The 19,492-nt window shown below is 54.4% G+C and carries 22 protein-coding genes; 10 read left to right on the top strand and 12 right to left on the bottom strand.

The window, feature by feature from the left end; translation table 11 throughout:
* The first annotated feature begins 2 nt into the window (after window positions 1-2).
* The 3 genes from FD737_RS09010 to FD737_RS09000 are packed head-to-tail and all read left to right on the top strand — an operon-like array spanning window position 3 to window position 2,260.
* Complete coding sequence (locus FD737_RS09010) at window positions 3-803, top strand: 2OG-Fe(II) oxygenase (protein WP_160833311.1); 801 nt, start codon at window positions 3-5, stop codon at window positions 801-803.
* Window positions 804-830: 27 nt separating this feature from the next.
* Complete coding sequence (locus tag FD737_RS09005; protein ID WP_160833310.1) at window positions 831-1,331, top strand: YbaK/EbsC family protein; 501 nt, start codon at window positions 831-833, stop codon at window positions 1,329-1,331.
* Window positions 1,332-1,354: 23 nt separating this feature from the next.
* A complete protein-coding gene (locus FD737_RS09000) occupies window positions 1,355-2,260 on the top strand; it encodes an EamA family transporter (RefSeq protein ID WP_097118433.1) in 906 nt (301 codons plus the stop codon).
* Window positions 2,261-2,316: 56 nt separating this feature from the next.
* On the opposite strand, the gene ibpA is transcribed toward FD737_RS09000, so the two are convergent.
* Window positions 2,317-2,733, bottom strand: coding sequence for a small heat shock chaperone IbpA (gene ibpA / locus FD737_RS08995; protein WP_034830093.1), 417 nt, complete (start codon window positions 2,731-2,733; stop codon window positions 2,317-2,319).
* Between the two features lie 277 nt (window positions 2,734-3,010).
* Here ibpA and FD737_RS08990 point away from each other — a divergent pair, with 277 nt between their 5' ends.
* Window positions 3,011-3,358 (top strand): YceK/YidQ family lipoprotein, encoded by a 348-nt coding sequence (locus tag FD737_RS08990; RefSeq protein WP_034829992.1) that lies wholly within the window; start codon window positions 3,011-3,013, stop codon window positions 3,356-3,358.
* Here FD737_RS08990 and FD737_RS08985 read toward each other — a convergent pair.
* From FD737_RS08985 to yidA, 7 genes are all read right to left on the bottom strand, one after another.
* Window positions 3,336-4,598 carry a DUF3748 domain-containing protein gene (locus FD737_RS08985; RefSeq protein ID WP_160833309.1) on the bottom strand — a complete coding sequence of 421 codons (1,263 nt, stop codon included), beginning with the start codon at window positions 4,596-4,598 and terminating at the stop codon, window positions 3,336-3,338. The two genes, FD737_RS08990 and FD737_RS08985, sit on opposite strands and share 23 nt — an antisense overlap.
* A gap of 272 nt (window positions 4,599-4,870) precedes the next feature.
* A complete protein-coding gene (locus FD737_RS08980) occupies window positions 4,871-6,163 on the bottom strand; it encodes an MFS transporter (RefSeq protein ID WP_160833308.1) in 1,293 nt (430 codons plus the stop codon).
* A 308-nt stretch (window positions 6,164-6,471) separates the two neighbouring features.
* Entirely contained in the window at window positions 6,472-7,620 is a 1,149-nt protein-coding gene (gene dgoD / locus FD737_RS08975; RefSeq protein ID WP_034829995.1) for a galactonate dehydratase, read from the bottom strand.
* On the bottom strand, window positions 7,617-8,234 hold the full coding sequence (locus FD737_RS08970; protein WP_160833307.1) for a 2-dehydro-3-deoxy-6-phosphogalactonate aldolase: 618 nt from the start codon (window positions 8,232-8,234) through the stop codon (window positions 7,617-7,619). The genes dgoD and FD737_RS08970 overlap by 4 nt, the downstream gene beginning before the upstream one ends.
* Entirely contained in the window at window positions 8,218-9,093 is an 876-nt protein-coding gene (locus FD737_RS08965) for a 2-dehydro-3-deoxygalactonokinase (RefSeq protein ID WP_097118429.1), read from the bottom strand. The genes FD737_RS08970 and FD737_RS08965 overlap by 17 nt, the downstream gene beginning before the upstream one ends.
* Window positions 9,090-9,788 (bottom strand): FadR/GntR family transcriptional regulator, encoded by a 699-nt coding sequence (locus tag FD737_RS08960; RefSeq protein WP_034829999.1) that lies wholly within the window; start codon window positions 9,786-9,788, stop codon window positions 9,090-9,092. The genes FD737_RS08965 and FD737_RS08960 overlap by 4 nt, the downstream gene beginning before the upstream one ends.
* Before the next feature lie 453 nt (window positions 9,789-10,241).
* Entirely contained in the window at window positions 10,242-11,051 is an 810-nt protein-coding gene (gene yidA, locus FD737_RS08955) for a sugar-phosphatase (RefSeq protein ID WP_034830000.1), read from the bottom strand.
* 204 nt (window positions 11,052-11,255) lie between these two features.
* Here yidA and FD737_RS08950 point away from each other — a divergent pair, with 204 nt between their 5' ends.
* Both FD737_RS08950 and FD737_RS08945 read left to right on the top strand, forming a co-directional pair.
* A complete protein-coding gene (locus FD737_RS08950; protein WP_097118428.1) occupies window positions 11,256-11,612 on the top strand; it encodes a type II toxin-antitoxin system RelE/ParE family toxin in 357 nt (118 codons plus the stop codon).
* The gene (locus FD737_RS08945; protein ID WP_038643950.1) at window positions 11,605-11,910 is read left to right on the top strand and encodes a helix-turn-helix domain-containing protein; all 306 of its coding nucleotides are present in this window, start codon (window positions 11,605-11,607) and stop codon (window positions 11,908-11,910) included. The genes FD737_RS08950 and FD737_RS08945 overlap by 8 nt, the downstream gene beginning before the upstream one ends.
* Window positions 11,911-11,957: 47 nt before the next feature.
* Here the strand turns inward: FD737_RS08945 and gyrB are convergent, their stop codons facing one another.
* The 4 genes from gyrB to dnaA form a co-directional block, all read right to left on the bottom strand.
* Window positions 11,958-14,366 carry a DNA topoisomerase (ATP-hydrolyzing) subunit B gene (gyrB, locus tag FD737_RS08940; RefSeq protein WP_034830003.1) on the bottom strand — a complete coding sequence of 803 codons (2,409 nt, stop codon included), beginning with the start codon at window positions 14,364-14,366 and terminating at the stop codon, window positions 11,958-11,960.
* 17 nt (window positions 14,367-14,383) lie between these two features.
* Window positions 14,384-15,469, bottom strand: a complete 1,086-nt coding sequence (gene recF, locus FD737_RS08935) for a DNA replication/repair protein RecF (RefSeq protein ID WP_034830004.1) — start codon at window positions 15,467-15,469, stop codon at window positions 14,384-14,386.
* A gap of 179 nt (window positions 15,470-15,648) precedes the next feature.
* A complete protein-coding gene (gene dnaN / locus FD737_RS08930) occupies window positions 15,649-16,749 on the bottom strand; it encodes a DNA polymerase III subunit beta (RefSeq protein ID WP_034830010.1) in 1,101 nt (366 codons plus the stop codon).
* 5 nt (window positions 16,750-16,754) lie between these two features.
* Complete coding sequence (dnaA, locus tag FD737_RS08925; RefSeq protein WP_097118427.1) at window positions 16,755-18,155, bottom strand: chromosomal replication initiator protein DnaA; 1,401 nt, start codon at window positions 18,153-18,155, stop codon at window positions 16,755-16,757.
* Window positions 18,156-18,387: 232 nt separating this feature from the next.
* Between dnaA and FD737_RS23685 the strand changes: the two genes are divergently transcribed.
* The 4 genes from FD737_RS23685 to yidD all read left to right on the top strand — a co-directional run bounded on the left by FD737_RS23685 (window position 18,388) and on the right by yidD (window position 19,491).
* Window positions 18,388-18,564, top strand: a complete 177-nt coding sequence (locus FD737_RS23685) for a hypothetical protein (protein ID WP_166933364.1) — start codon at window positions 18,388-18,390, stop codon at window positions 18,562-18,564.
* A 191-nt stretch (window positions 18,565-18,755) separates the two neighbouring features.
* Window positions 18,756-18,896, top strand: a complete 141-nt coding sequence (gene rpmH, locus FD737_RS08920) for a 50S ribosomal protein L34 (protein ID WP_000831330.1) — start codon at window positions 18,756-18,758, stop codon at window positions 18,894-18,896.
* Window positions 18,897-18,910: 14 nt separating this feature from the next.
* Complete coding sequence (rnpA, locus tag FD737_RS08915) at window positions 18,911-19,270, top strand: ribonuclease P protein component (RefSeq protein WP_034830013.1); 360 nt, start codon at window positions 18,911-18,913, stop codon at window positions 19,268-19,270.
* The gene (yidD, locus tag FD737_RS08910) at window positions 19,234-19,491 is read left to right on the top strand and encodes a membrane protein insertion efficiency factor YidD (protein WP_007893564.1); all 258 of its coding nucleotides are present in this window, start codon (window positions 19,234-19,236) and stop codon (window positions 19,489-19,491) included. The genes rnpA and yidD overlap by 37 nt, the downstream gene beginning before the upstream one ends.
* Window position 19,492 lies beyond the last annotated feature (1 nt).

The following is a 19,492-nucleotide window of genomic DNA, read 5'->3' as shown; positions in this document are numbered from 1 at the left end:
GCATGGCCATTTTCAATCAGATACGCGTTATCCATCCAAAAATGTTCGTCGAAAGCACCTGGCTGGATGACATCGTGACCGCGCGCGTACCGCTGTTGGTGCTGCGCAATTTCCTGACGCCTGAAGTGCGCGAAGCGGTGGTGGACGATCTGCAACAGTGCCGCGATCAGGTGCGCGTCTCGCGCTATCCAAATGGCGCACTGACCACGCTCGGCCCCTATCTGGCTAAACACACTTGCGCACCCGAAAATTACTTCACCGAGCTGCGCGACATCCAGCCAGCACTGCCAGCGTCACTGCACTGCCTGCGCGATCAGGTTTACAACTGGGTGAAGCACTCATTGCGTCTGGAGAGTCTGCACACTGCCCGCGAGCCGGAGTTGGGCGATTACGCGGGTTCGATTGTGCGCTTTCATGCCAATGGCGTCGCCAATCCACTGCATAACGACAACATCGTACGCGATGCCGCGGGCAGTGGTTTGGCCGTCACCCACATCCTGCATCAACTGAGCTGTGTGGTCTGTTTGCAGGAGTGTCACGCGGGCGGGGAACTGCGGATATTCAACAAGAAGTGGCATCCGGTGGATGAGCGCTTCAAAACGCCAGGTGAACTCGGCTATCAGACTGGCGTGATTGAGCAAAGCGAGGCGTGTGAGTTCTCCCCACGCAGCGGCGACATCTACCTGTTTAATCCGGCTTTTTATCACGAGATTGATCGCGTGGAAGGCGACACGCGCATCACCATGGGCTTTTTCTTTGGCCTGACCGACAAAAAAATGAAGCACGCCATTGCCTGGAGTTAATACCGGGCCTTCGACGAGGAGATGAAGATGAATACCTATGAAAAAATCACCGCCCTGCTGGATCAACACCACGCAGACTATCGCGTGGTGGAGCATGAGGCCATCGGTCAGACCGATGTGATCAGCGGCATTCGCGGCAACGATCTCAATCAGGCGGCCAAAGCGATGGTGCTGGAAGTGACGATGCCTGACGGTGCCGATGCGCGTTACCTGCTGGCGATAGTGCCGGGCGACTGCAAGATCAACTTCAAAAGTGCCGCACGCGCCATTGGTGGCAAGAAGTCGAGCTTTGCCGCGCCAGAGAAAGCACAGGAACTGACGCAGTGTGTGATGGGCGCGGTGCCGCCCTTTAGTTTTGATGACCGACTGGCGCTGCGCGTCGATGCGCGCCTGCGTGATGTCGGCACGCTGTGGTTTAACGCCGGCGCGCTGGAGCGTTCCATGGCGCTGAATGTGGATGATTTTTTTCGTGTTATCGGCGATGACTGTTGTGCAGACATTGCCACTCCGATGACGGCGACTGCCTGAAACGGCTGTAGTAAGGAACGAGTATGTCAGTAAAAGATATGATGTTAGCCCTGTGCGTAGTGGTGGCGTGGGGCGTGAATTTTGTGGTGATCAAACTGGGTATGCACGATATGCCGCCGTTTCTGCTGGCGGGATTGCGTTTTGCACTGGTGGCGTTCCCGGCTATCTTCTTTGTGAAACGGCCGCAGATCCCTTTGCGCTGGCTGATCGTGTACGGCATGACTATCAGCTTTGGTCAGTTCGCTTTCCTGTTTCTGGCGATCAAACTCGGCATGCCAGCAGGACTGGCCTCACTGGTGTTACAGGCGCAGGCATTCTTTACGCTGCTGCTGGGGGCTTTATTGCTGGCGGAAAAACTGCGCTGGAACCACATCGCCGGAATTTTGGTGGCGACACTTGGCATGTTTATGCTGGCAACGGCGGGCATGCAGGGCCAAACCACCGCTGGGATTACGCTCACCACCATGATGCTGACGCTGGCGGCGGCGCTGTCATGGGGACTGGGCAATATCACCAACAAGATCATTTTGCGTAATCGTAAGGTGCCGGTGATGTCGCTGGTGGTGTGGAGTGCACTGGTGCCGGTAGTGCCGTTTTTCGCCTGCTCATGGTGGTTTGATGGCGAAGCAGCAATCGTCACCAGCCTGCTGAATATCTCGTTGCAGACGGTGCTGGCGCTGATTTACCTCGCGTTTATAGCCACTATTGTCGGCTACGCGATCTGGGGCAATTTGCTCGGACGCTATGAGACCTGGCGCGTGGCGCCGCTGTCACTGCTGGTGCCCGTGGTGGGCATTCTTAGCGCTGCGCTGGTACTCGACGAAACCCTGTCAGCGCAGGAAATTCTCGGTGCGTCAGTGATTATTCTCGGCCTGCTGGTGAACGTGTTCGGCGGGATGGTGAGTCAGCGATTATGGGTGCGCACCTGATCCGCAGAAACAAAAACGCCGCATTTCTGCGGCGTTTTCTTCTCAACACAATATCCTTAATTCAGGATTTCAATGCGGCGCGGTTTCGCTTCTTCAGGAACAATGCGTTCCAGATCGATGCTCAGCAGGCCCAGTTCGAGACGCGCATCGCGCACCACGATGTGATCGGCCAGCTGGAATTTGCGCTCAAAGTTACGTTCGGCGATACCCTGATACAGGTATTTGCGCTCCGGTTGCTCTTCGGGGTGCGCACCGCGAATAATCAGCACATTGTCGTGTGAGGTAATATCTAACTCGCTCTGGGCAAAGCCCGCAACGGCAATGGTGATGCGATAGTGGTTTTCATCCACCAGCTCAACGTTGTACGGAGGATAGCCACCATTGGCCTGGTTCTGATTGGACTCAAGCAGACTAAACAGACGGTCGAAACCAATAGCAGAACGATAAAGCGGAGTGAGATCAAAGTTACGCATAAAAAGACTCCTGAAAATCAGCAAGTTTTGGCAACCTTCCACCATGGACAGGTTGTGCGGCCCGCTGCTGTCCCTGTCGGCAACAGCAACGCGACCGTGAAGTAAAAATGGGTGCGCTTTGATCGCTTTCAAGGGCAATGCGTATTTTTTTACAGCAATTTTGACGAAATAGCATACACTCAGAAATTCTTCGCCTGCATTGCATGACATCGCCACAGAGCTTTGCTGCAGCAGGAGACACACTCCAGCCAGAAGTGATGGCTGTAGGGATGATGAAATGAAAATGATGAAAAGCTTTCCGCTCACCGGCCTGCTGGTCTGCGGCGTTTTGACTACTTCGGGTTGCTCCAGCGTCATGTCTCACACTGGCGCCAGCCAGGGTTATTATCCCGGCACTCGCGCCAGCGCAGATATGATTGCCGATGACAATACCAGCTGGGCGATAAAGCCGCTGGCGGTGATCGATCTGCCCTTCTCCGCCGTACTGGATACGATTCTGTTGCCGTGGGATTACTTCCGCACTGACAAAGATTCGGCGCATGACCGTGTGCTGCAAAGCGAAAAATTGGCTGGCACTGACGCCAGCCTGGCGACTGCCGCCGCTATGCCATCGACGTCGCACTGACGCAAAACAGCTGGCGCCAGCCCTCAATTTCCCGCATATAAGCGATCTGTTTGCCGTCCGGTGACCACACTACCGCATCACCGGAAGGCGGCTGCTCGCTGCGTTTGGTTAAGCGCGTGCAGTGCCCGGTCGCCACATCACAGCGCATCACGCTGTTATCGCAAATAAAGGCGATCGCCTCGCCTGACGGCTGCCAGCTGAATGCCGACTGAATAGTGCTGCTGAGCCGCGTGATTTGACGCGGTGAACCACCGTTAGGCGACACACGCCACAGCTGTACAACGCCCTGCTCATCCGCCATCAGGAAGGCGATGGTGCTGCCGTCCGGTGACGCGCGCAGCCAGTGACGTGGCTGCAATGCTAACCCTTTACTGTGCGTGATGCGGCGCTGCTGCACACCGGCAGGCGGTGCAGGCAGTTTATCCGCCGTGCCCTGTAACGGTGATGCACCGGGTTTGGCGTAATCACTCAGCGCCTCGGGCAAATCCACCACAAACACTTCCGGCACTTTATCGCCGTTGGCAGCACGCGTATCACCGATAAACGCCAGCGCCCAACGCTGCCAGCTGCCATCTGGTTTTTGATATCCGCGCTCGCCAATCCAGCCCTCTTCATAAGCGCGGTCAATCTGATCGCTGCCCGGCTGGGGATCGCGCGTGGTTTGGCTCACCAGCACGCAGTAATGGCTGCCATCGTATTCACGGGGATGCTGTTTCGGTGGACACACCGGATGCAGCGGTACGGCTACACCGACATTACGCAGATCCTCACGCGCATCTTTTTCATGCATCACATGGTCGTTATAGGTATAGCTGAGGCGCGATCCGTCTGGACTGAATACATGCACATGCGAGCCGCCGCGCAATGCGCCGGGCGTATAAGGTGCGGTAATGTCACAGGCATCGAGATTTTCCGCATTGCCCTGCTGCATAATGACGCCGCGACGATGATGGAAATCATAATGCCAGTGTGCATCGGGATGCTCAGGGCCATGAATGCACACATAGCGCGGCGGCAGATCCGGGCTGACGGTCACCACGCCGACATGCGCACCGTCGCGTGCCTGATACAGCACCTCGACCGCACCGCTCGCGACGTTGACGCGTTCGATGGTCAGGCTGGTAAAGGACGCGCCCGACGGACGAACATCAAACGCCAGCCACTGGCTGTCTGCGGTCCAGACGTTGATATTGGTGAGCTGATGATGACGCTGTGCAAAGGTGAGTTGTTTTTCTGACATGAGGCAACCTTACATCCAACAGTTGCCGAACAAAGTACGCGATTATGGGGTGAGGTGCAGCAGTCACAGCGCAATAATTTGCGAACAGTTGGCGCAATTCAATACGAATCGATCACGTCAGGAATGAGTGATAGATTGCGCGATAAATCATGAACAGATCGCGCAATGAATGGCTGACAGATTGCGTGATAAATCGTGAACAGACACGCAATGAATGGCGCCGCTACGCATCGCAGGGCGTTGTAGCGGTGCCATTTATCGCACGTTATCGATCACCCAACCCGCTTCACATCCCCCACCAGCAGGATATAGGAGAGCGCACCAACCAATGCCACGGCGGAGATATACACCAGCGCCGGGGCAAAGCCGTAATCCTGTGCCAGATAGCCCACCACCAGCGGTACCGTGATGCCGCCCAATCCACCGATAAAGTTAAACATTCCACCGGTTAAACCGATCAGGCGAACCGGCGCCAGCGACGACACCAGCGACCAGGTAATAGAGGCGAAGCCGTTGCCGAAGAACGCGATGGCCATCAGCGTCATAATCCACACCGGATCGTTGGTGTAGTTGGCACCCATGATGCAGGTAGAGATCAGCAATCCACAGATAATCGGCGTCTTACGCGCAAAACCAAGGGAACGCCCGCTGCGCACCAGACGATCGGCCACGATGCCAGAAAGAATCACACCAAAGAAGGCGGCGAGGAACGGCACGGTGGTCATAAAGCCTGCTGTCAGCGCGGAGATGTGTTTTTCCTGCGTTAGATAGTTCGGGAACCAGGTCAGGAAGAACCACAGCGTAGAGGTAACAGCGAACTGGCCAAGGTACACGCCGCACAGCTTGCGATGGAACACCAGTTTCCAGTCGGCGGCGGTGAGTTTGATGCGCGTTTTTTTCGCCGCGGGAGCATCGCCGTCCACCATCGCCCCCCCTTCACGGATATAGTCCAGTTCCGCCTGGTTGATACCTTTGCTCTGGCTTGGGGCTTGATAGAACTTGATCCACACCAGCGACCAGATGATGCCGATGCCGCCTGTGATGATGAACACCCAGTGCCAGCTCAACAGTTCCTGAATCCAGATCAGCAACGGTGTGAGAAAAGCGAGACCGACAAACTGACCCGAGGTATAAAAGCCCACGGCAGAGGCACGCTCCTGCTCCGGGAACCAGCTGGTGACCAGACGATTGTTGGTCGGGAACGCGGGTGCTTCAAAGATGCCGGTGATGGCACGCAAGCCAATCAGCGATAATAATCCGCTGGCAAAACCCTGGAATAACGTGGCGACCGACCAGCCGAAGATGGCAATAAAATAGGTCAGGCGGGAACCGACGCGATCGAGGAACCAGCCGCCGGGAATCTGGCATAGCGTATATAACCAGGCAAAGGCAGAGAAGACATATCCCATCTCCGCTTTACTGATGCCGAACTCTTCCTGAATATGCGCAGAGGCCACCGCTAAATTAGCGCGGTCGACATAGCAAATCACCACCGTAATAAAGATCATCAGCAGCGTAATATAACGACGCCGGGTGGGTTTGGCCTGAACAGCAGAGAGATCCATGGTGTGTCTCCGTAATCATATTTGTAGTTGAGGCGCGAAGATGCCCGCCGCTACAAATGCAGGGTAAGGATAGTGAAGGTAAAACCGCACAGGCGGTAAATGTCATTTGCCGGGAAAAAGGCTGAGCGAGGCCCTATGCCTTATTTCACCGGCATATCTTTATCTAAAATGTTTTATAAATTCGTTTACCCTAAATCATTCGAAGTGCAGTAGGGCAGCAATGAGATGAATCCCTGAAGCTAACTCAATTCAGTTATTGGGATGAATGAGCACAGCCAACGCATCTGCAACTTAAAGTATGACGGGTATTACCACTCAGCGACCGTTCCGTCTGGGAAACGCCATAATGGATTACGCCAGTCTGGTGCATTCTTACTTCTTTCAATCACCAGCTCTTCGTTAATTTCCACGCCGAGACCCGGTTTATTCAGTGGATAGAAGTGACCATCATCCATTTTGAAATCATCTTTATTGATGACGTAATCCAGCAGTTCAGCACCCTGATTATAGTGAATGCCCATGCTCTGCTCCTGGAACACCGCGTTGCGTGAAACGAAATCGACATGCAGGCAGGCAGCCAGCGCGATTGGGCCGAGCGGACAGTGTGGTGCCAGCGCTACATCGTAAGACTCTGCCATCGCGGCAATTTTGTAGCACTCGGTGATACCGCCCGCATGCGACAGATCCGGTTGCAGAATCGCCAGGCCACCCGCTTCCAGCACGCGTTTGAACTCGAAGCGCGAGAACATACGTTCGCCTGCGGCAATCGGAATATGGGTTTGCGCCGCCAGACGCGGATAATATTCCGCCTGTTCCGCCAGCACCGGCTCTTCAATGAACAGCGGACGATAAGGCTCCAGCTCTTTGATCAGCACTTTCGCCATTGGCGCACTGACGCGGCCATGGAAATCGAGGCCGAACTCAATCTCTTTGCCAAAGGCTTCGCGAATCTGTGCCACGGTATTCACCGCTGCATCCACTTTGCGCGAGTTGTCGATAATGCCCATCTCTTCGCATCCATTCAGCTTGAAGGTGTCGAAGCCAATCTTGCGCAGTTTCTTGATGCCGTCGACCACTTCTTCCGGACGATCGCCCCCCACCCAGCTGTAAGCCTTGATGCTGTCACGCACCAGACCGCCAAGCAGTTGATACACCGGCACACCCAGCGCTTTACCTTTGATATCCCACAATGCCTGATCGATACCGGCGATGGCACTCATCAAAATCGGACCACCGCGATAGAATCCACCGCGATACATCACCTGCCACAAATCGTTGATGCGTGCCGGGTCCTGACCAATCAGATATTCCGACAGCTCATGCACAGCCGCTTCGACGCTACGCGCGCGCCCTTCAATCACCGGTTCGCCCCAGCCAACGATGCCTTCGTCGGTTTCGATTTTCAGGAACATCCAGCGCGGCGGCAGGCGATAAGTGGTCAGTTTGGTAATTTTCATCGTACAGCATCCTTATAAGCAGCAATAAATGCGCGAGCTTTCTCCACAGTGCGCGACAGCGGCTGGCCAGCGCGATAGAGATCGCTGCCCAAACCTGCGCCAATGCAGCCCGCGGCCAAAAATTCATGCAGGTTTTCTGGCGTCACGCCGCCCACCGCAAACACCGGCACTTCCGGCGGCAGCACCGCTTTCAAGGCCTTGATGTAGCCCGGACCAAACGCCGACGATGGGAAGATTTTCAGCGCCTGGGCGCCCGCTTGCAGTGCGGTAAAGGCTTCGGTGGCGGTGGCGCAACCCGCTGCAACAATCATCCCTTTCGCCACGGCCTGACGGATGACTGCCGCATCGGTATTCGGCGTCACCACCAGCTTGCTGTTAAGCGTGGCCAGTTCATCGACCTGCGCCGGATGCAACACGGTGCCCGCACCGATCAGCGCTTTATCGCCGAAAGTCTGCACCATCGCGCCGATGCTTTTGGCCCATTTCGGGGAATTCAGCGGGATTTCAATGGCATCGAAACCCGCTTCGATTAGGGCACCCACGTGCGCTTCGGCCTCGTCTGGCGTGATGCCACGCAGGATGGCGATCAATGGCAATTTAGTGTGCCAGGTCATCTGCAATACTCCTTATTCCATGCTGGAACGCGCGGTCGCCTTCCAGGGTGACTGAATCCATGCCGATAAATTGCAGCGCCTGCTGATAACGCTGCGCCAGCGCGTTCCCGGCAATAATGATGATCGGTTGGCGGCGATCCGCGTGTTGCGTCATCAGCGCCACTTCATGACCAATCAGCAGGCCGGATAGGAAATCGCTGATATGGCGGCGATCGCGTGCGCCCAATACATGAGAAGCACGCACTTCGAACAGCCGGGAAAGGATCGATGCGTCGTGGCTGCCGACCGCTAAGCCCTCACGGAAAGCGGCGGCATTCTCTTCCTGTTCGGGTAAACCCGCACCGATTAGCGACTGTTTCAGCAGCAGATGATGCAGTTCGCCCGTCATCACCGTGCGGAAATCCTGCACACGCTGCTGCTCCACCTGCACCCATTTGGCATGCGTGCCAGGCATCACATACTGCATAGCGGGTTGCAGCGCGGAGGCACCTAGCAACTGTGTCTCTTCACCGCGCATCACGTTGTAGTTGTCAGCACGTTCGACGCTCAATCCCGGCACGATCCACGCTTTATCTTCAACGCGGGTCAAGCGGCTGCTGAGTTGATCCAGTGCCACAGGACAGGCCAGATAAGGCACCGTAAGCCAGCCTGCATTGCTACCGACCATGCCCGCCATCACCACCGGCACATCATTCACTGGCCAGCCGTCTGTCACACTGGCAAAGACCTCTGCAGGCGTGCGTCCGCCAAGACGCGTGACGCCCGCTTCTGACCGGCGCTCATCAACGCAGTTACCCTGCTGATAATGCCAGGCACGCAGATTGGTTGAACCCCAATCAATCGCGATATAGCTGGTCACATAATCTCCTTGAGTCGGGCGGTGGAGCTGGCGATCATCGCTTTTGCCGCCTGCTCCGCCGCATCACCATCCTGATGTCGGATGGCATCAAACAGCGCCTTGTGTTCGGCTAAGGTGCGCGGCATGTTGCCGGAATCCGCCATGTAGGTTTTCGCAAACACCGCTTTCTGTAACTGGCTGATCGCCACATTAAGCTGCTGCAATACCGGATTGTGCACCGAAGCCAGCACCGCTTCGTGGTAGCGGATATCCGCCTCATTGAATGCTTCCCGATCGAGATGATGGGCAACCATGTCGTTATAAGCCTGCTCAATCGCCGCCAAATCGTTGGAGGTCGCGCGTTCCGCCGACCAGCGCGCAATCTGCGGCTCCACCAGCACGCGCACTTCACTCATGGCGGCAATCAGCCTGGGATCTTGATCGTGCGCCAGTGCCCATTGCAGGACATCGCTGTCGAGGTAATTCCACTGATTGCGCGGGGTGACAAAGGCGCCACGGTAACGCTTCATTTCCATCAATCGCTTTGCCATCAGCGAGCGAAATACTTCGCGGATGATGTTTCGCGAGGTGCCAAACCGTTCACACAACTCGGCTTCGGCTGGCAACGCGGCGCCCGGCACATACTTCCCTGCTACAATTTCTTCACCCAGCGTCAGGATGATGCGCTCAGTTTTGCTTAATTGTTCTTGCGTCATGATGTTCCATTCAGTGAAAGACGGTAGCCCATCAGATTACTGCTTTCGACGCGTGAAAACTAACAGACACCTCACGTCACGACGCAGATTGTAGTACTAACCAAACAAGTTGTACTACAATCTGGATCACATAATAGACAATTCATCGACGCATAAATGTGTACCCGATTAAATCAAGCTGAGTGTGAGTTGGGGCATCAATTATGACGGATCAGTGTGCCCCAGGCAGAAACTTAGAAGCTCGCTCGTTGGGTGATCATTCATGGTGAAGCAATGCGCACCGGGTGGAAACGAGACTGATCGTTCGCGGGTTCATCATTTATGAAGTATGAATAGCTGCTTCACGGAAACCGTAACGATCATTCGTCGTGTCGGCATTGATGGCGACCGATGGACATTTGCAGAATGAATTCAGAGAGGCGGACAGCAGCACGCTGCCCGCAAAAGAAAGGATTACAGCACCAGCTCTTCAATGGCATGCGCGACGCCATCTTCCATATTGGTTTTGGTCACGAACTGCGCAATGTTTTTGACTGAATCAATGGCATTACCCATCGCCACGCCGGTTCCCGCGTACTCAATCATCGCCAGGTCGTTTTCCTGATCGCCAATCGCCATCACTTCCGACTGCTGCAGGCCGAGTTTGTCCGCCAGCATTTTCACGCCGTAGCCTTTGTTGACCAGTGGATTGAGAATTTCGAGGTAGTACGGCGCACTTTTCAGGATGGTGTAGCTGTCACGGGCACGCGCAGGCAGGCCAGCAATCGCTTTATCCAGCAAATGTGGCTTGTCGATCATCATCAGTTTCGGGAAGCGAGTGGCCGGGTCCATCTCTTCTACCGCGCGGTAGCGAACCGGAATGCCGGTCAGGCTGGCTTCATGGATGGTATATTCGCTGATGTCTTTATTTGGCGTGTAGAGGAAAGATTTGTCGAATGCCTGGAAATGCACGCCGAGGTCGCGCGCCAGCTGTTCCAGATAAAGATAGTCATCAAAGCTCAGCGTTTTTTCTGCCACCACATCGCCGCTATCCGCGCTGTGCACCAGCGCACCGTTGTTACTGATGCAATACTGGCCGGGCTGCTGCATATCGAGTTCCATCAGATAGCGCTCAATGCCCACCAACGGACGACCGGTCGCCAGCACAATGGATACGCCTTTATCACGCGCACGACCAATCGCCGATTTCACCGCCGCCGTCACTTCGTGCTGCGGGTTGAGCAGCGTGCCGTCCATATCGATCGCAATCAATTTTATCGCCATAACATCCTCGGTTAAGTCAGAGTTTGTTTAATGCTAGCGCGATTCAGCTCACATTGACCAGTTAATCGGCAACGGACGGCATGGTTAGTTTGTGTTGCCGCTTCCACGTTAACGACTTGACCTTTTACAATCGGGATGCGACTTGACTATATAAGCTATTGCTTATAAATTCATATAAGCAATCACTTATATGGAGATTGCGTTATGTGGCAGGTCCAATTAACTGAACCGTTTAAGGAATGGTTGCTCCAGCAAGATAGTGGCTTAAGAAAACGTGTCGCTGCAGCGTTATTAAACCTTCAGCATTATGGCCCAATGCTGCCCCGTCCCTACGCGGACACGGTGAGCGGGTCGCGCTTTCACAATATGAAAGAGCTTAGGGTGCAATATGCGGGTCGCCCTATACGCGCGTTCTATGCGTTCGATATTCAGCGTAAAGCTATCGTGTTATGTGCAGGAGATAAAACGGGTGATAAGCATTTTTATCAGCACATGATTGTATTTGCCGATGAGATTTTTGCCTGCCATTTGGCGGCCCTGGAGGGTAAAGCAAATGACTGACCTTAAAGACTTTTTGAATGATGCTTTTTCTGCGTCTGAACGTGCAGATATTCAGCAAATGGCTGATGAGCTGATCCTGGAAACCGGATTGCAGTTATTGCGCGAGGAGTTAGAGCTGTCACAAAAAACGGTAGCTGAAGCGATGGGGGTGAAGCAACCTCGTATTACACAGATTGAACAAGCGGGAGCCGATCAACGCCTGATTACCATTAAACGTTATATTGAGGCGATGGGTGGAAAACTCAGCTTGTTGATTGAAATGCCGGATGGATCCGTAGGCAGAACAATTCGGGTTTAAACAGCTAAAAAAACCCTTCCAGATATGGAAGGGTTTTTTTGTTCACATCAGATATCGATGTTAGCGGCTTTCAGCGCGTTCTCTTCGATGAAGGCGCGGCGCGGTTCAACCGCATCGCCCATCAGCGTGGTGAACAGCTGGTCAGCCGCGATGGCGTCTTTGATGGTGACGCGCAGCATGCGGCGGCTGTCTGGATCCATGGTAGTTTCCCACAGCTGCTCTGGGTTCATCTCGCCCAGACCTTTATAGCGCTGGACTGACAGACCACGGCGCGACTCTTTCACCAGCCACTCAATTGCCTGCTCGAAGCTGGTCACTGGCTGACGGCGATCGCCACGTTCGATAAACGCATCTTCTTCGATCAGGCCGCGCAGCTGCTCGCCCAGACCACAGATTTTGCGGTATTCCGGTCCATCAATGAACTCGCTGTCCATCGGATAGTCGGTATCAACGCCGTGCGTACGCACACGCAATACCGGCTCGAACACGTTCAGTTCGCTGTTGGTGCGTACGTGCGCCATATAGCTGCTGCCGTGCGCTTCGCGCTCGCTCAGGTATGCGACTAAACCTTCAATCCAGCCTTTAACTGCGGCTTCATTGCTGAGATCGCTGAGGGTTGGATGGTAGATCAGGCCACGCAGCATTGCCGTTGGGAAGCGACGTTCCATACGCTTGATCATGCGCTGGGTGCTGTTGAAATCACCCACCAGATTTTCCAGCGGCTGGCCGCCGAGCGCCGGTGCGCTGGCGTTGGTGTGCAGTGTTGCGCCATCCAGTGCGATAGCGATCTGGTACTGATCCATCGCTTCGTCATCTTTAATGTATTGTTCCTGCTTGCCTTTCTTCACTTTGTACAGTGGCGGCTGAGCAATATACACATGACCACGCTCGACAATTTCCGGCATCTGACGATAGAAGAAGGTCAACAGCAGCGTACGGATGTGCGAGCCATCGACGTCGGCATCGGTCATGATGATGATGCTGTGATAACGCAGTTTGTCCGGGTTGTATTCGTCGCGACCAATACCACAGCCGAGTGCGGTGATCAGCGTCGCCACTTCCTGAGAGGAGAGCATCTTGTCGAAACGCGCTTTCTCCACGTTGAGGATTTTACCTTTCAGCGGCAGGATCGCCTGGTTCTTACGGTTACGTCCCTGCTTGGCAGAGCCGCCCGCTGAGTCCCCTTCCACTAAGTAGATTTCAGACAGCGCTGGGTCACGTTCCTGGCAATCAGCCAGCTTGCCCGGCAGACCAGCCAAGTCCAGCGCGCCTTTACGACGGGTCATTTCACGGGCGCGGCGCGCCGCTTCACGTGCACGCGCGGCATCGATAATTTTGCCAACCACGATTTTCGCGTCTGACGGGTTTTCCAGCAGGTATTCGCTCAGCAGTTCGTTCATCTGCTGCTCAACCGCGGATTTCACCTCAGAAGAGACCAGTTTGTCTTTGGTCTGTGAGGAGAACTTTGGATCCGGCACTTTCACCGAGACCACAGCAATCAGGCCTTCACGCGCATCATCACCGGTGGCGCTGACTTTGGCTTTTTTGCTGTAGCCTTCTTTGTCCATATAAGCGTTCAGCGTACGCGTCATTGCCGCACGGAAGCCCGCAAGGTGCGTACCGCCATCGCGCTGTGGAATGTTGTTGGTGAAGCAGTAGATGTTTTCCTGGAAACCATCGTTCCACTGCAGCGCGACTTCCACACCAATACCGTCTTTCTCGTTAGAGAAATAGAACACGGTTGGGTGAATCGGGGTTTTATTCTTGTTGAGGTACTCAACAAACGCCTTGATGCCGCCTTCGTAGTGGAAGTGGTCGCTCTTGCCGTCACGCTTGTCTTCCAGACGGATAGAAACACCCGAGTTCAGGAAGGAGAGTTCACGCAGGCGTTTCGCCAAAATGTCATACTCGAACTCCACTACATTGGTGAAGGTTTCGTAGCTCGGCCAGAAACGGACGCGTGTACCGGTGGTTTCAGTATCACCAGATACCGCCAGCGGTGCCTGCGGCACACCGTGCTGGTAAATCTGCTGATGCACTTTACCTTCGCGGCGAATGGTCAGTTCCAGCTTCTGCGAAAGGGCGTTAACCACTGACACGCCCACGCCGTGCAGACCACCGGACACTTTATACGAGTTATCGTCGAATTTGCCGCCGGCGTGCAGCACGGTCATGATCACTTCTGCCGCAGACACACCCTCTTCCGGGTGAATGCCGGTCGGAATACCACGGCCATCATCCTGAACAGACACAGAATTGTCCGCATGGATGGTGACGACGATGTCACTACAGTGACCCGCGAGCGCTTCGTCGATTGCGTTATCCACGACCTCGAATACCATGTGATGCAGACCGGTGCCGTCATCGGTATCACCGATATACATACCCGGGCGTTTGCGTACCGCATCAAGCCCTTTAAGGACTTTGATACTTGAGGAGTCATAAGAATTCGACATCAACGTTTCTCGCTCATTTAATCTTCAGGTTGAACCGCTATTTTACCCTGTTCCACGCGGAACATCTTGCCCTTTTCGTCACTCATGTCGATTACATGTTCGACACCAATGGCGCTGACAAATACCTGAGCCTGCGTGGCTTTCAGGCGCTCGGCCAGCAACCGACGACGCGAATCGTCCAGCTCCGAGGCAAAGTCATCAATCAGGTACAAACAGCGACGTCCGCTGCTGCGAGTCAGATACTCGCCCTGCGCTAAACGCAGAGCACACATCAGCAGCTTTAATTGACCGCGTGAGAGTAAATCTTCCACCGGCGTGCCTTCCGCACGGATGCGAAAATCCGCTTTGTGCGGGCCGCTGGCGGTATAGGTGAGCGCGCGATCGCGCTCGAAATTACGTTCCAGCAGTTCGGCAAAGTCGCTCTCTTTATCCCAGCCGCGCTGAAACGAAAACGACAACTCAAACTCTGGTAAAAATTGACTGCAGGTAGCGATGATCTCTTTCGAGATCGCCGCACTGTACTCGGCTCGCCACTGGCTAATCTGTTCGGCCAGCGGCACCAGTTCCTGATCCCACGGGCGAATTTGGCTGTAACGCGAAACTTGTCTCAGCGCGGCGTTACGCTGTTTCATCAGACGCCGTAGATTATTCCAGGCATTGAAGAAACCGGGTGCGGAGTGAAAGCATCCCCAATCAATATAGGCTCTACGGTATTTGGGGCCGCCGTTGAGCAAAGTAAACCCTTCCGGCGTGATCAACTGCATCGGCAGCAATTGCGCCAGCTCCGCCACTTTATGACCGTCACTGCCGTCGATGCGCACTTTGCTATCACCGGCGCGATTTTTGGTCAGCCCCACGGCCAATTCGCGCTCACTGCCTTCAATTCGTCCGTGCAGGACAAACGCATCCTGATCGTGACGAATGACGCGTCCAGCCTGCAAACTGCGAAATGCGCGGCCATGTCCGAGGGTGTAGATAGCCTCCAGCACGCTGGTTTTACCGCTGCCGTTAGCACCCACGAGGAAATTAAAGCCTGGTGCCAGCGTGAGATCGGCCTGCTCGATGTTGCGGAAATCTTTAATCAGGAGGCGGGTTAAAGCCATGAACGAATCCAGCTGCGCATTAAGAAGTGGTTTTCACCTAACCCTGCCATCGAGGGCGTTAACGGCGAAGCTCGTTTGCTCACGGCCAGCGCGCAGTCCCTGGGAGCATACTGAAGTATGTGACCAGGGACGAGCACTGCCCGGGGGCAAAATAGCGAGTAAGTTAGCCCGCTATAAAATCACAAGCGCATTGGCATGACGACGTATGCCGCCGCTGGGCTGGCAACGTCTTCAATTTGCACACTCGAAACCGAATCGGTCAGCAGCAAACGCACGTTTTCGCATTTCAGCGCATTCAGCACATCTAACACGTAACTCACGTTAAAGCCGATCTCCAGTTCAGTGCCGCTATACGACACATCCAGCATCTCTTCCGCTTCTTCCTGTTCAGGGTTATTGGCGGTGATCTTGAGCTGATTTTCGGTGATATAGATACGAACACCGCGGAACTTCTCATTCGAGAGAATCGCTGCACGGGCAAACGCCTGCTTCAGCAGATCGCAACCGGCCTCCAGCGCTTTATCCGGGTTCTTCGGCAATACGCGGCGATAATCAGGGAAACGTCCATCAACAAGCTTAGAGGTGAAGATGAAGTCACCAACGTGCGCGCGAATGTTGCTGCTGCCGATCTGCACCTGCAGCGGAGTCTCGCCGCCATCCAGCAGACGGACTAATTCAATCACGCCTTTACGTGGCACGATCACCGAATGGTTAGGCAACGCCTGGCCAATCGGCATGGAGCAGACTGCCAGACGGTGACCATCAGTAGCGACGGTGCGTAACTCTTCACCTTCAGTCTCAAACAGCATGCCGTTGAGGTAGTAACGCACATCCTGATGCGCCATTGAGAACTGGGTCGCTTCGATCAGACGTTTCAGCGTGGCCTGCGGCAAGGTGAATTCCACCTCGCTCTGCCAGTCATCCAGATTAGGGAAGTCAGTGGCGGGCAGCGTCGATAAGGAAAAACGGCTACGGCCAGAACGCACCAGCATTCTGTCACCTTCCAGCGTCAGGCTAATTTCCGCCCCCTCTGGCAAACCGCGACAGATATCGAGGAATTTACGCGCGGGCACGGTGGTCGCACCGGGCTCGTGGGGCTGCGTTAATGCAACGCGGGCCACCATCTCCATTTCCAAATCGGTGCCGGTCAGACGCAGTACGCCTTCACTCACCTGCAACAGTAAATTTCCGAGGATCGGTAAGGTCGGGCGTCCACCAAGCGGGCCGCTAACCTGTTGCAGTGGTTTCAGCAACTGCTCACGTTCTACAATAAATTTCATATGCGTCAGGAAGATAATGTTCGAATGAGGTTAGAGAAATCTTCTTTGATGTCGTGGCTCTCTTCACGCAACTGCTCAATTTTACGGCAGGCATGGAGCACGGTGGTATGATCGCGGCCACCAAACGCATCGCCAATTTCCGGCAGGCTATGGTTGGTCAACTCTTTCGCCATTGCCATTGCCATCTGACGCGGACGTGCCACCGAGCGCGAACGGCGCTTCGACAGTAAATCCGCGACTTTGATCTTGTAGTATTCGGCCACCGTTTTCTGGATGTTATCGATGGTGACCAGCTTTTCCTGCAGCGCCAGCAAATCCCGCAGCGCTTCGCGCACGAAATCGATGGTGATCGCGCGGCCGGTAAAGTTGGCATTGGCGATGACGCGGTTCAGCGCACCTTCCAACTCACGCACATTGGAGCGCAGACGCTTGGCAATAAAGAAGGCGACTTCTCCCGGCAGGCGGATATCGTTTTCATCCGCTTTCTTCATCAGGATCGCCACACGCGTTTCCAGCTCAGGCGGCTCGATCGCGACGGTTAATCCCCAGCCAAAGCGCGACTTCAGGCGATCTTCAACACCATTGATCTCTTTAGGATAGCGATCCGAGGTCAAAATGATCTGCTGATTGCCTTCCAGCAGGGCGTTAAAGGTATGGAAAAACTCTTCCTGCGAGCGCTCTTTATTGGCAAAGAACTGAATGTCATCGATCAACAGTGCATCGACGGAGCGGTAATAACGCTTAAATTCTTCAATGGCGTTGTTCTGCAGCGCTTTTACCATGTCCTGCACAAAACGTTCTGAGTGCATGTAAACCACTTTGGCATTCGGCTTGCGCGCAATAATGCCATTTCCCACTGCATGTAACAGGTGAGTTTTACCTAAACCGGTTCCGCCATAAAGGAAGAGCGGGTTGTAAGCGCCACCAGGGTTATCCGCCACCTGACGTGCCGCCGCGCGCGCCAGTTGGTTAGATTTACCTTCAACGAAGTTATCGAAGTTATGGCGGTTATTCACATTTGAGCGGTAGGTGACATCCGCCGGGGCGGGCACTGAGTCCCAGCTTGGACGCAAGATTTGCGCCGGAGCAGGACGGTTTTCAACAGGAGCAGGGGTGCTGTAAGCCGCCATGGCTGGCTGGCTGGTTGCAACCTGCGCAGCCGGGCGCGTGCCCACTTCAAAACGCAGCAAAGGCACATTCGGACCGCAGAATTCATTCAGCAGCCCATTAATACTATTGAGATATTTATCCCGAACCCAGTCGAGTACAAACCGATTTGGTGCATACAAGGTCAGCGTATTGTCGTTTAATTCAGCTTGCAGCGGACGAATCCACATGCTGAATTCGGTGGCAGGAAGCTCATCCTGCAAACGGGCAAGACACTGTTGCCAAAGCGTAAGTGACACGGCGGACTCCACTCGTACAAAATCGATAAGAATTTCAGGCGCTAATAATAGAAACTGTCTTTTTTGACACAGGCGATCAGAAAGCGCCTGCGACCGCTATCCGCGGTAGTCATCCCTAACGATCGCAGTGAGGATCGTCAGCGGAAGGGCGGATCATAGCGCAAAGCGGCACAGAGATCTTCCCTTTCTACACAGTTTTGATCCAATTTATCCACAGGCTAGTGAAGCGCTAATGAGTTTACGCTTTCTGTGGAAAAAGCGAGCGGTGATCTTGCTGAAAGAGGCAATTTTTCTGGTCGCCTCTCGTTTCCGCGCAATAAATCTGCAAATTGATCGCAAGAAGATCCTGCGCGATCCTTGCGCTTTACCCTATAGCCCGTATAATTCCCCACCCGGCATTATTGCGTGAAGCCTTGATGCCCGGAATCAGCGGGCTGTATCTGGTTTCCAGGTGCCGCGAACTGCGAAGTAAATTGACTCTGGACTGTACAATTATTACAATCCCGCCTCTTTATTAAAGACACATTGAGGCGTAGGTCGATTTACTGGCCCGAAAACGCGTCACCCAGTGAAAATTTTCAAGTTTAGGTAGAAATCGCCATGAAACGCACTTTTCAACCGTCCGTACTGAAGCGCAACCGTTCACACGGTTTCCGTGCTCGTATGGCAACAAAAAATGGTCGTCAGGTTCTGGCACGTCGTCGTGCTAAAGGCCGTGCTCGTTTGACCGTTTCTAAGTAATAAAGCTAACCCTCGTGGTTAAGCTCGCATTTCCCAGGGAGTTACGTTTGTTAACTCCCACTCATTTCACTTTCGTCTTCCAGCAGCCACAAAGAGCCGGTACGCCGCAAATCACCATCCTCGGCCGCCTTAACTCGCTGGGGCATCCCCGCATCGGTCTTACCGTCGCCAAAAAGCATGTGAAACGCGCCCATGAACGCAACCGGATCAAGCGATTGACCCGCGAAAGCTTTCGTCTGCGCCAACATGAGCTGCCTGCGATGGATTTTGTCATCGTGGCGAAAAAGGGGATTGCTGACCTCGATAACCGTGCGTTAACGGAAGCGTTGGAGAAATTATGGCGTCGTCACTGTCGCCTGGCTCGCGGCTCCTGATCGCCCTGATACGCGTTTATCAACGCGCCATCAGCCCACTACTTGGACCTCATTGTCGGTTCCATCCCACCTGCTCGCAGTATGGGATTGAGGCATTACGCCGTTTCGGCGTCGTAAAAGGTAGTTGGTTGACGATAAAACGCGTATTAAAATGCCACCCTTTGAACCCGGGTGGTGACGATCCTGTGCCGCCAAAAACCTTTGATACCAGAGAACATTAAC

Source organism: Pantoea sp. Seng (assembly GCF_009829935.1).
Taxonomy (GTDB): domain Bacteria; phylum Pseudomonadota; class Gammaproteobacteria; order Enterobacterales; family Enterobacteriaceae; genus Pantoea; species Pantoea communis.
The sequence above is the reverse complement of the archived record's forward strand: the minus strand, read 5'-3'. Positions and strand labels throughout refer to the sequence as shown.

What these genes read in the sequence shown, in the direction of transcription:
- FD737_RS09005 (WP_160833310.1), top strand. Translation starts at nt 831, where the DNA reads ATGAATACCTATGAAAAAATCACCGCCCTGCTGGATCAACACCACGCA.
- FD737_RS08960 (WP_034829999.1), bottom strand. Translation starts at nt 9,788, where the DNA reads ATGACGCAAGAACAATTAAGCAAAACTGAGCGCATCATCCTGACGCTG.
- FD737_RS08970 (WP_160833307.1), bottom strand. Translation starts at nt 8,234, where the DNA reads ATGACCTGGCACACTAAATTGCCATTGATCGCCATCCTGCGTGGCATC.
- FD737_RS09000 (WP_097118433.1), top strand. Translation starts at nt 1,355, where the DNA reads ATGTCAGTAAAAGATATGATGTTAGCCCTGTGCGTAGTGGTGGCGTGG.
- yidD (WP_007893564.1), top strand. Translation starts at nt 19,234, where the DNA reads ATGGCGTCGTCACTGTCGCCTGGCTCGCGGCTCCTGATCGCCCTGATA.
- dgoD (WP_034829995.1), bottom strand. Translation starts at nt 7,620, where the DNA reads ATGAAAATTACCAAACTGACCACTTATCGCCTGCCGCCGCGCTGGATG.
- gyrB (WP_034830003.1), bottom strand. Translation starts at nt 14,366, where the DNA reads ATGTCGAATTCTTATGACTCCTCAAGTATCAAAGTCCTTAAAGGGCTT.
- rpmH (WP_000831330.1), top strand. Translation starts at nt 18,756, where the DNA reads ATGAAACGCACTTTTCAACCGTCCGTACTGAAGCGCAACCGTTCACAC.
- FD737_RS08990 (WP_034829992.1), top strand. Translation starts at nt 3,011, where the DNA reads ATGAAAATGATGAAAAGCTTTCCGCTCACCGGCCTGCTGGTCTGCGGC.
- recF (WP_034830004.1), bottom strand. Translation starts at nt 15,469, where the DNA reads ATGGCTTTAACCCGCCTCCTGATTAAAGATTTCCGCAACATCGAGCAG.
- FD737_RS09010 (WP_160833311.1), top strand. Translation starts at nt 3, where the DNA reads ATGGCCATTTTCAATCAGATACGCGTTATCCATCCAAAAATGTTCGTC.
- yidA (WP_034830000.1), bottom strand. Translation starts at nt 11,051, where the DNA reads ATGGCGATAAAATTGATTGCGATCGATATGGACGGCACGCTGCTCAAC.
- FD737_RS08950 (WP_097118428.1), top strand. Translation starts at nt 11,256, where the DNA reads ATGTGGCAGGTCCAATTAACTGAACCGTTTAAGGAATGGTTGCTCCAG.
- FD737_RS23685 (WP_166933364.1), top strand. Translation starts at nt 18,388, where the DNA reads ATGAGTTTACGCTTTCTGTGGAAAAAGCGAGCGGTGATCTTGCTGAAA.
- ibpA (WP_034830093.1), bottom strand. Translation starts at nt 2,733, where the DNA reads ATGCGTAACTTTGATCTCACTCCGCTTTATCGTTCTGCTATTGGTTTC.
- dnaN (WP_034830010.1), bottom strand. Translation starts at nt 16,749, where the DNA reads ATGAAATTTATTGTAGAACGTGAGCAGTTGCTGAAACCACTGCAACAG.
- FD737_RS08985 (WP_160833309.1), bottom strand. Translation starts at nt 4,598, where the DNA reads ATGTCAGAAAAACAACTCACCTTTGCACAGCGTCATCATCAGCTCACC.
- FD737_RS08945 (WP_038643950.1), top strand. Translation starts at nt 11,605, where the DNA reads ATGACTGACCTTAAAGACTTTTTGAATGATGCTTTTTCTGCGTCTGAA.
- FD737_RS08980 (WP_160833308.1), bottom strand. Translation starts at nt 6,163, where the DNA reads ATGGATCTCTCTGCTGTTCAGGCCAAACCCACCCGGCGTCGTTATATT.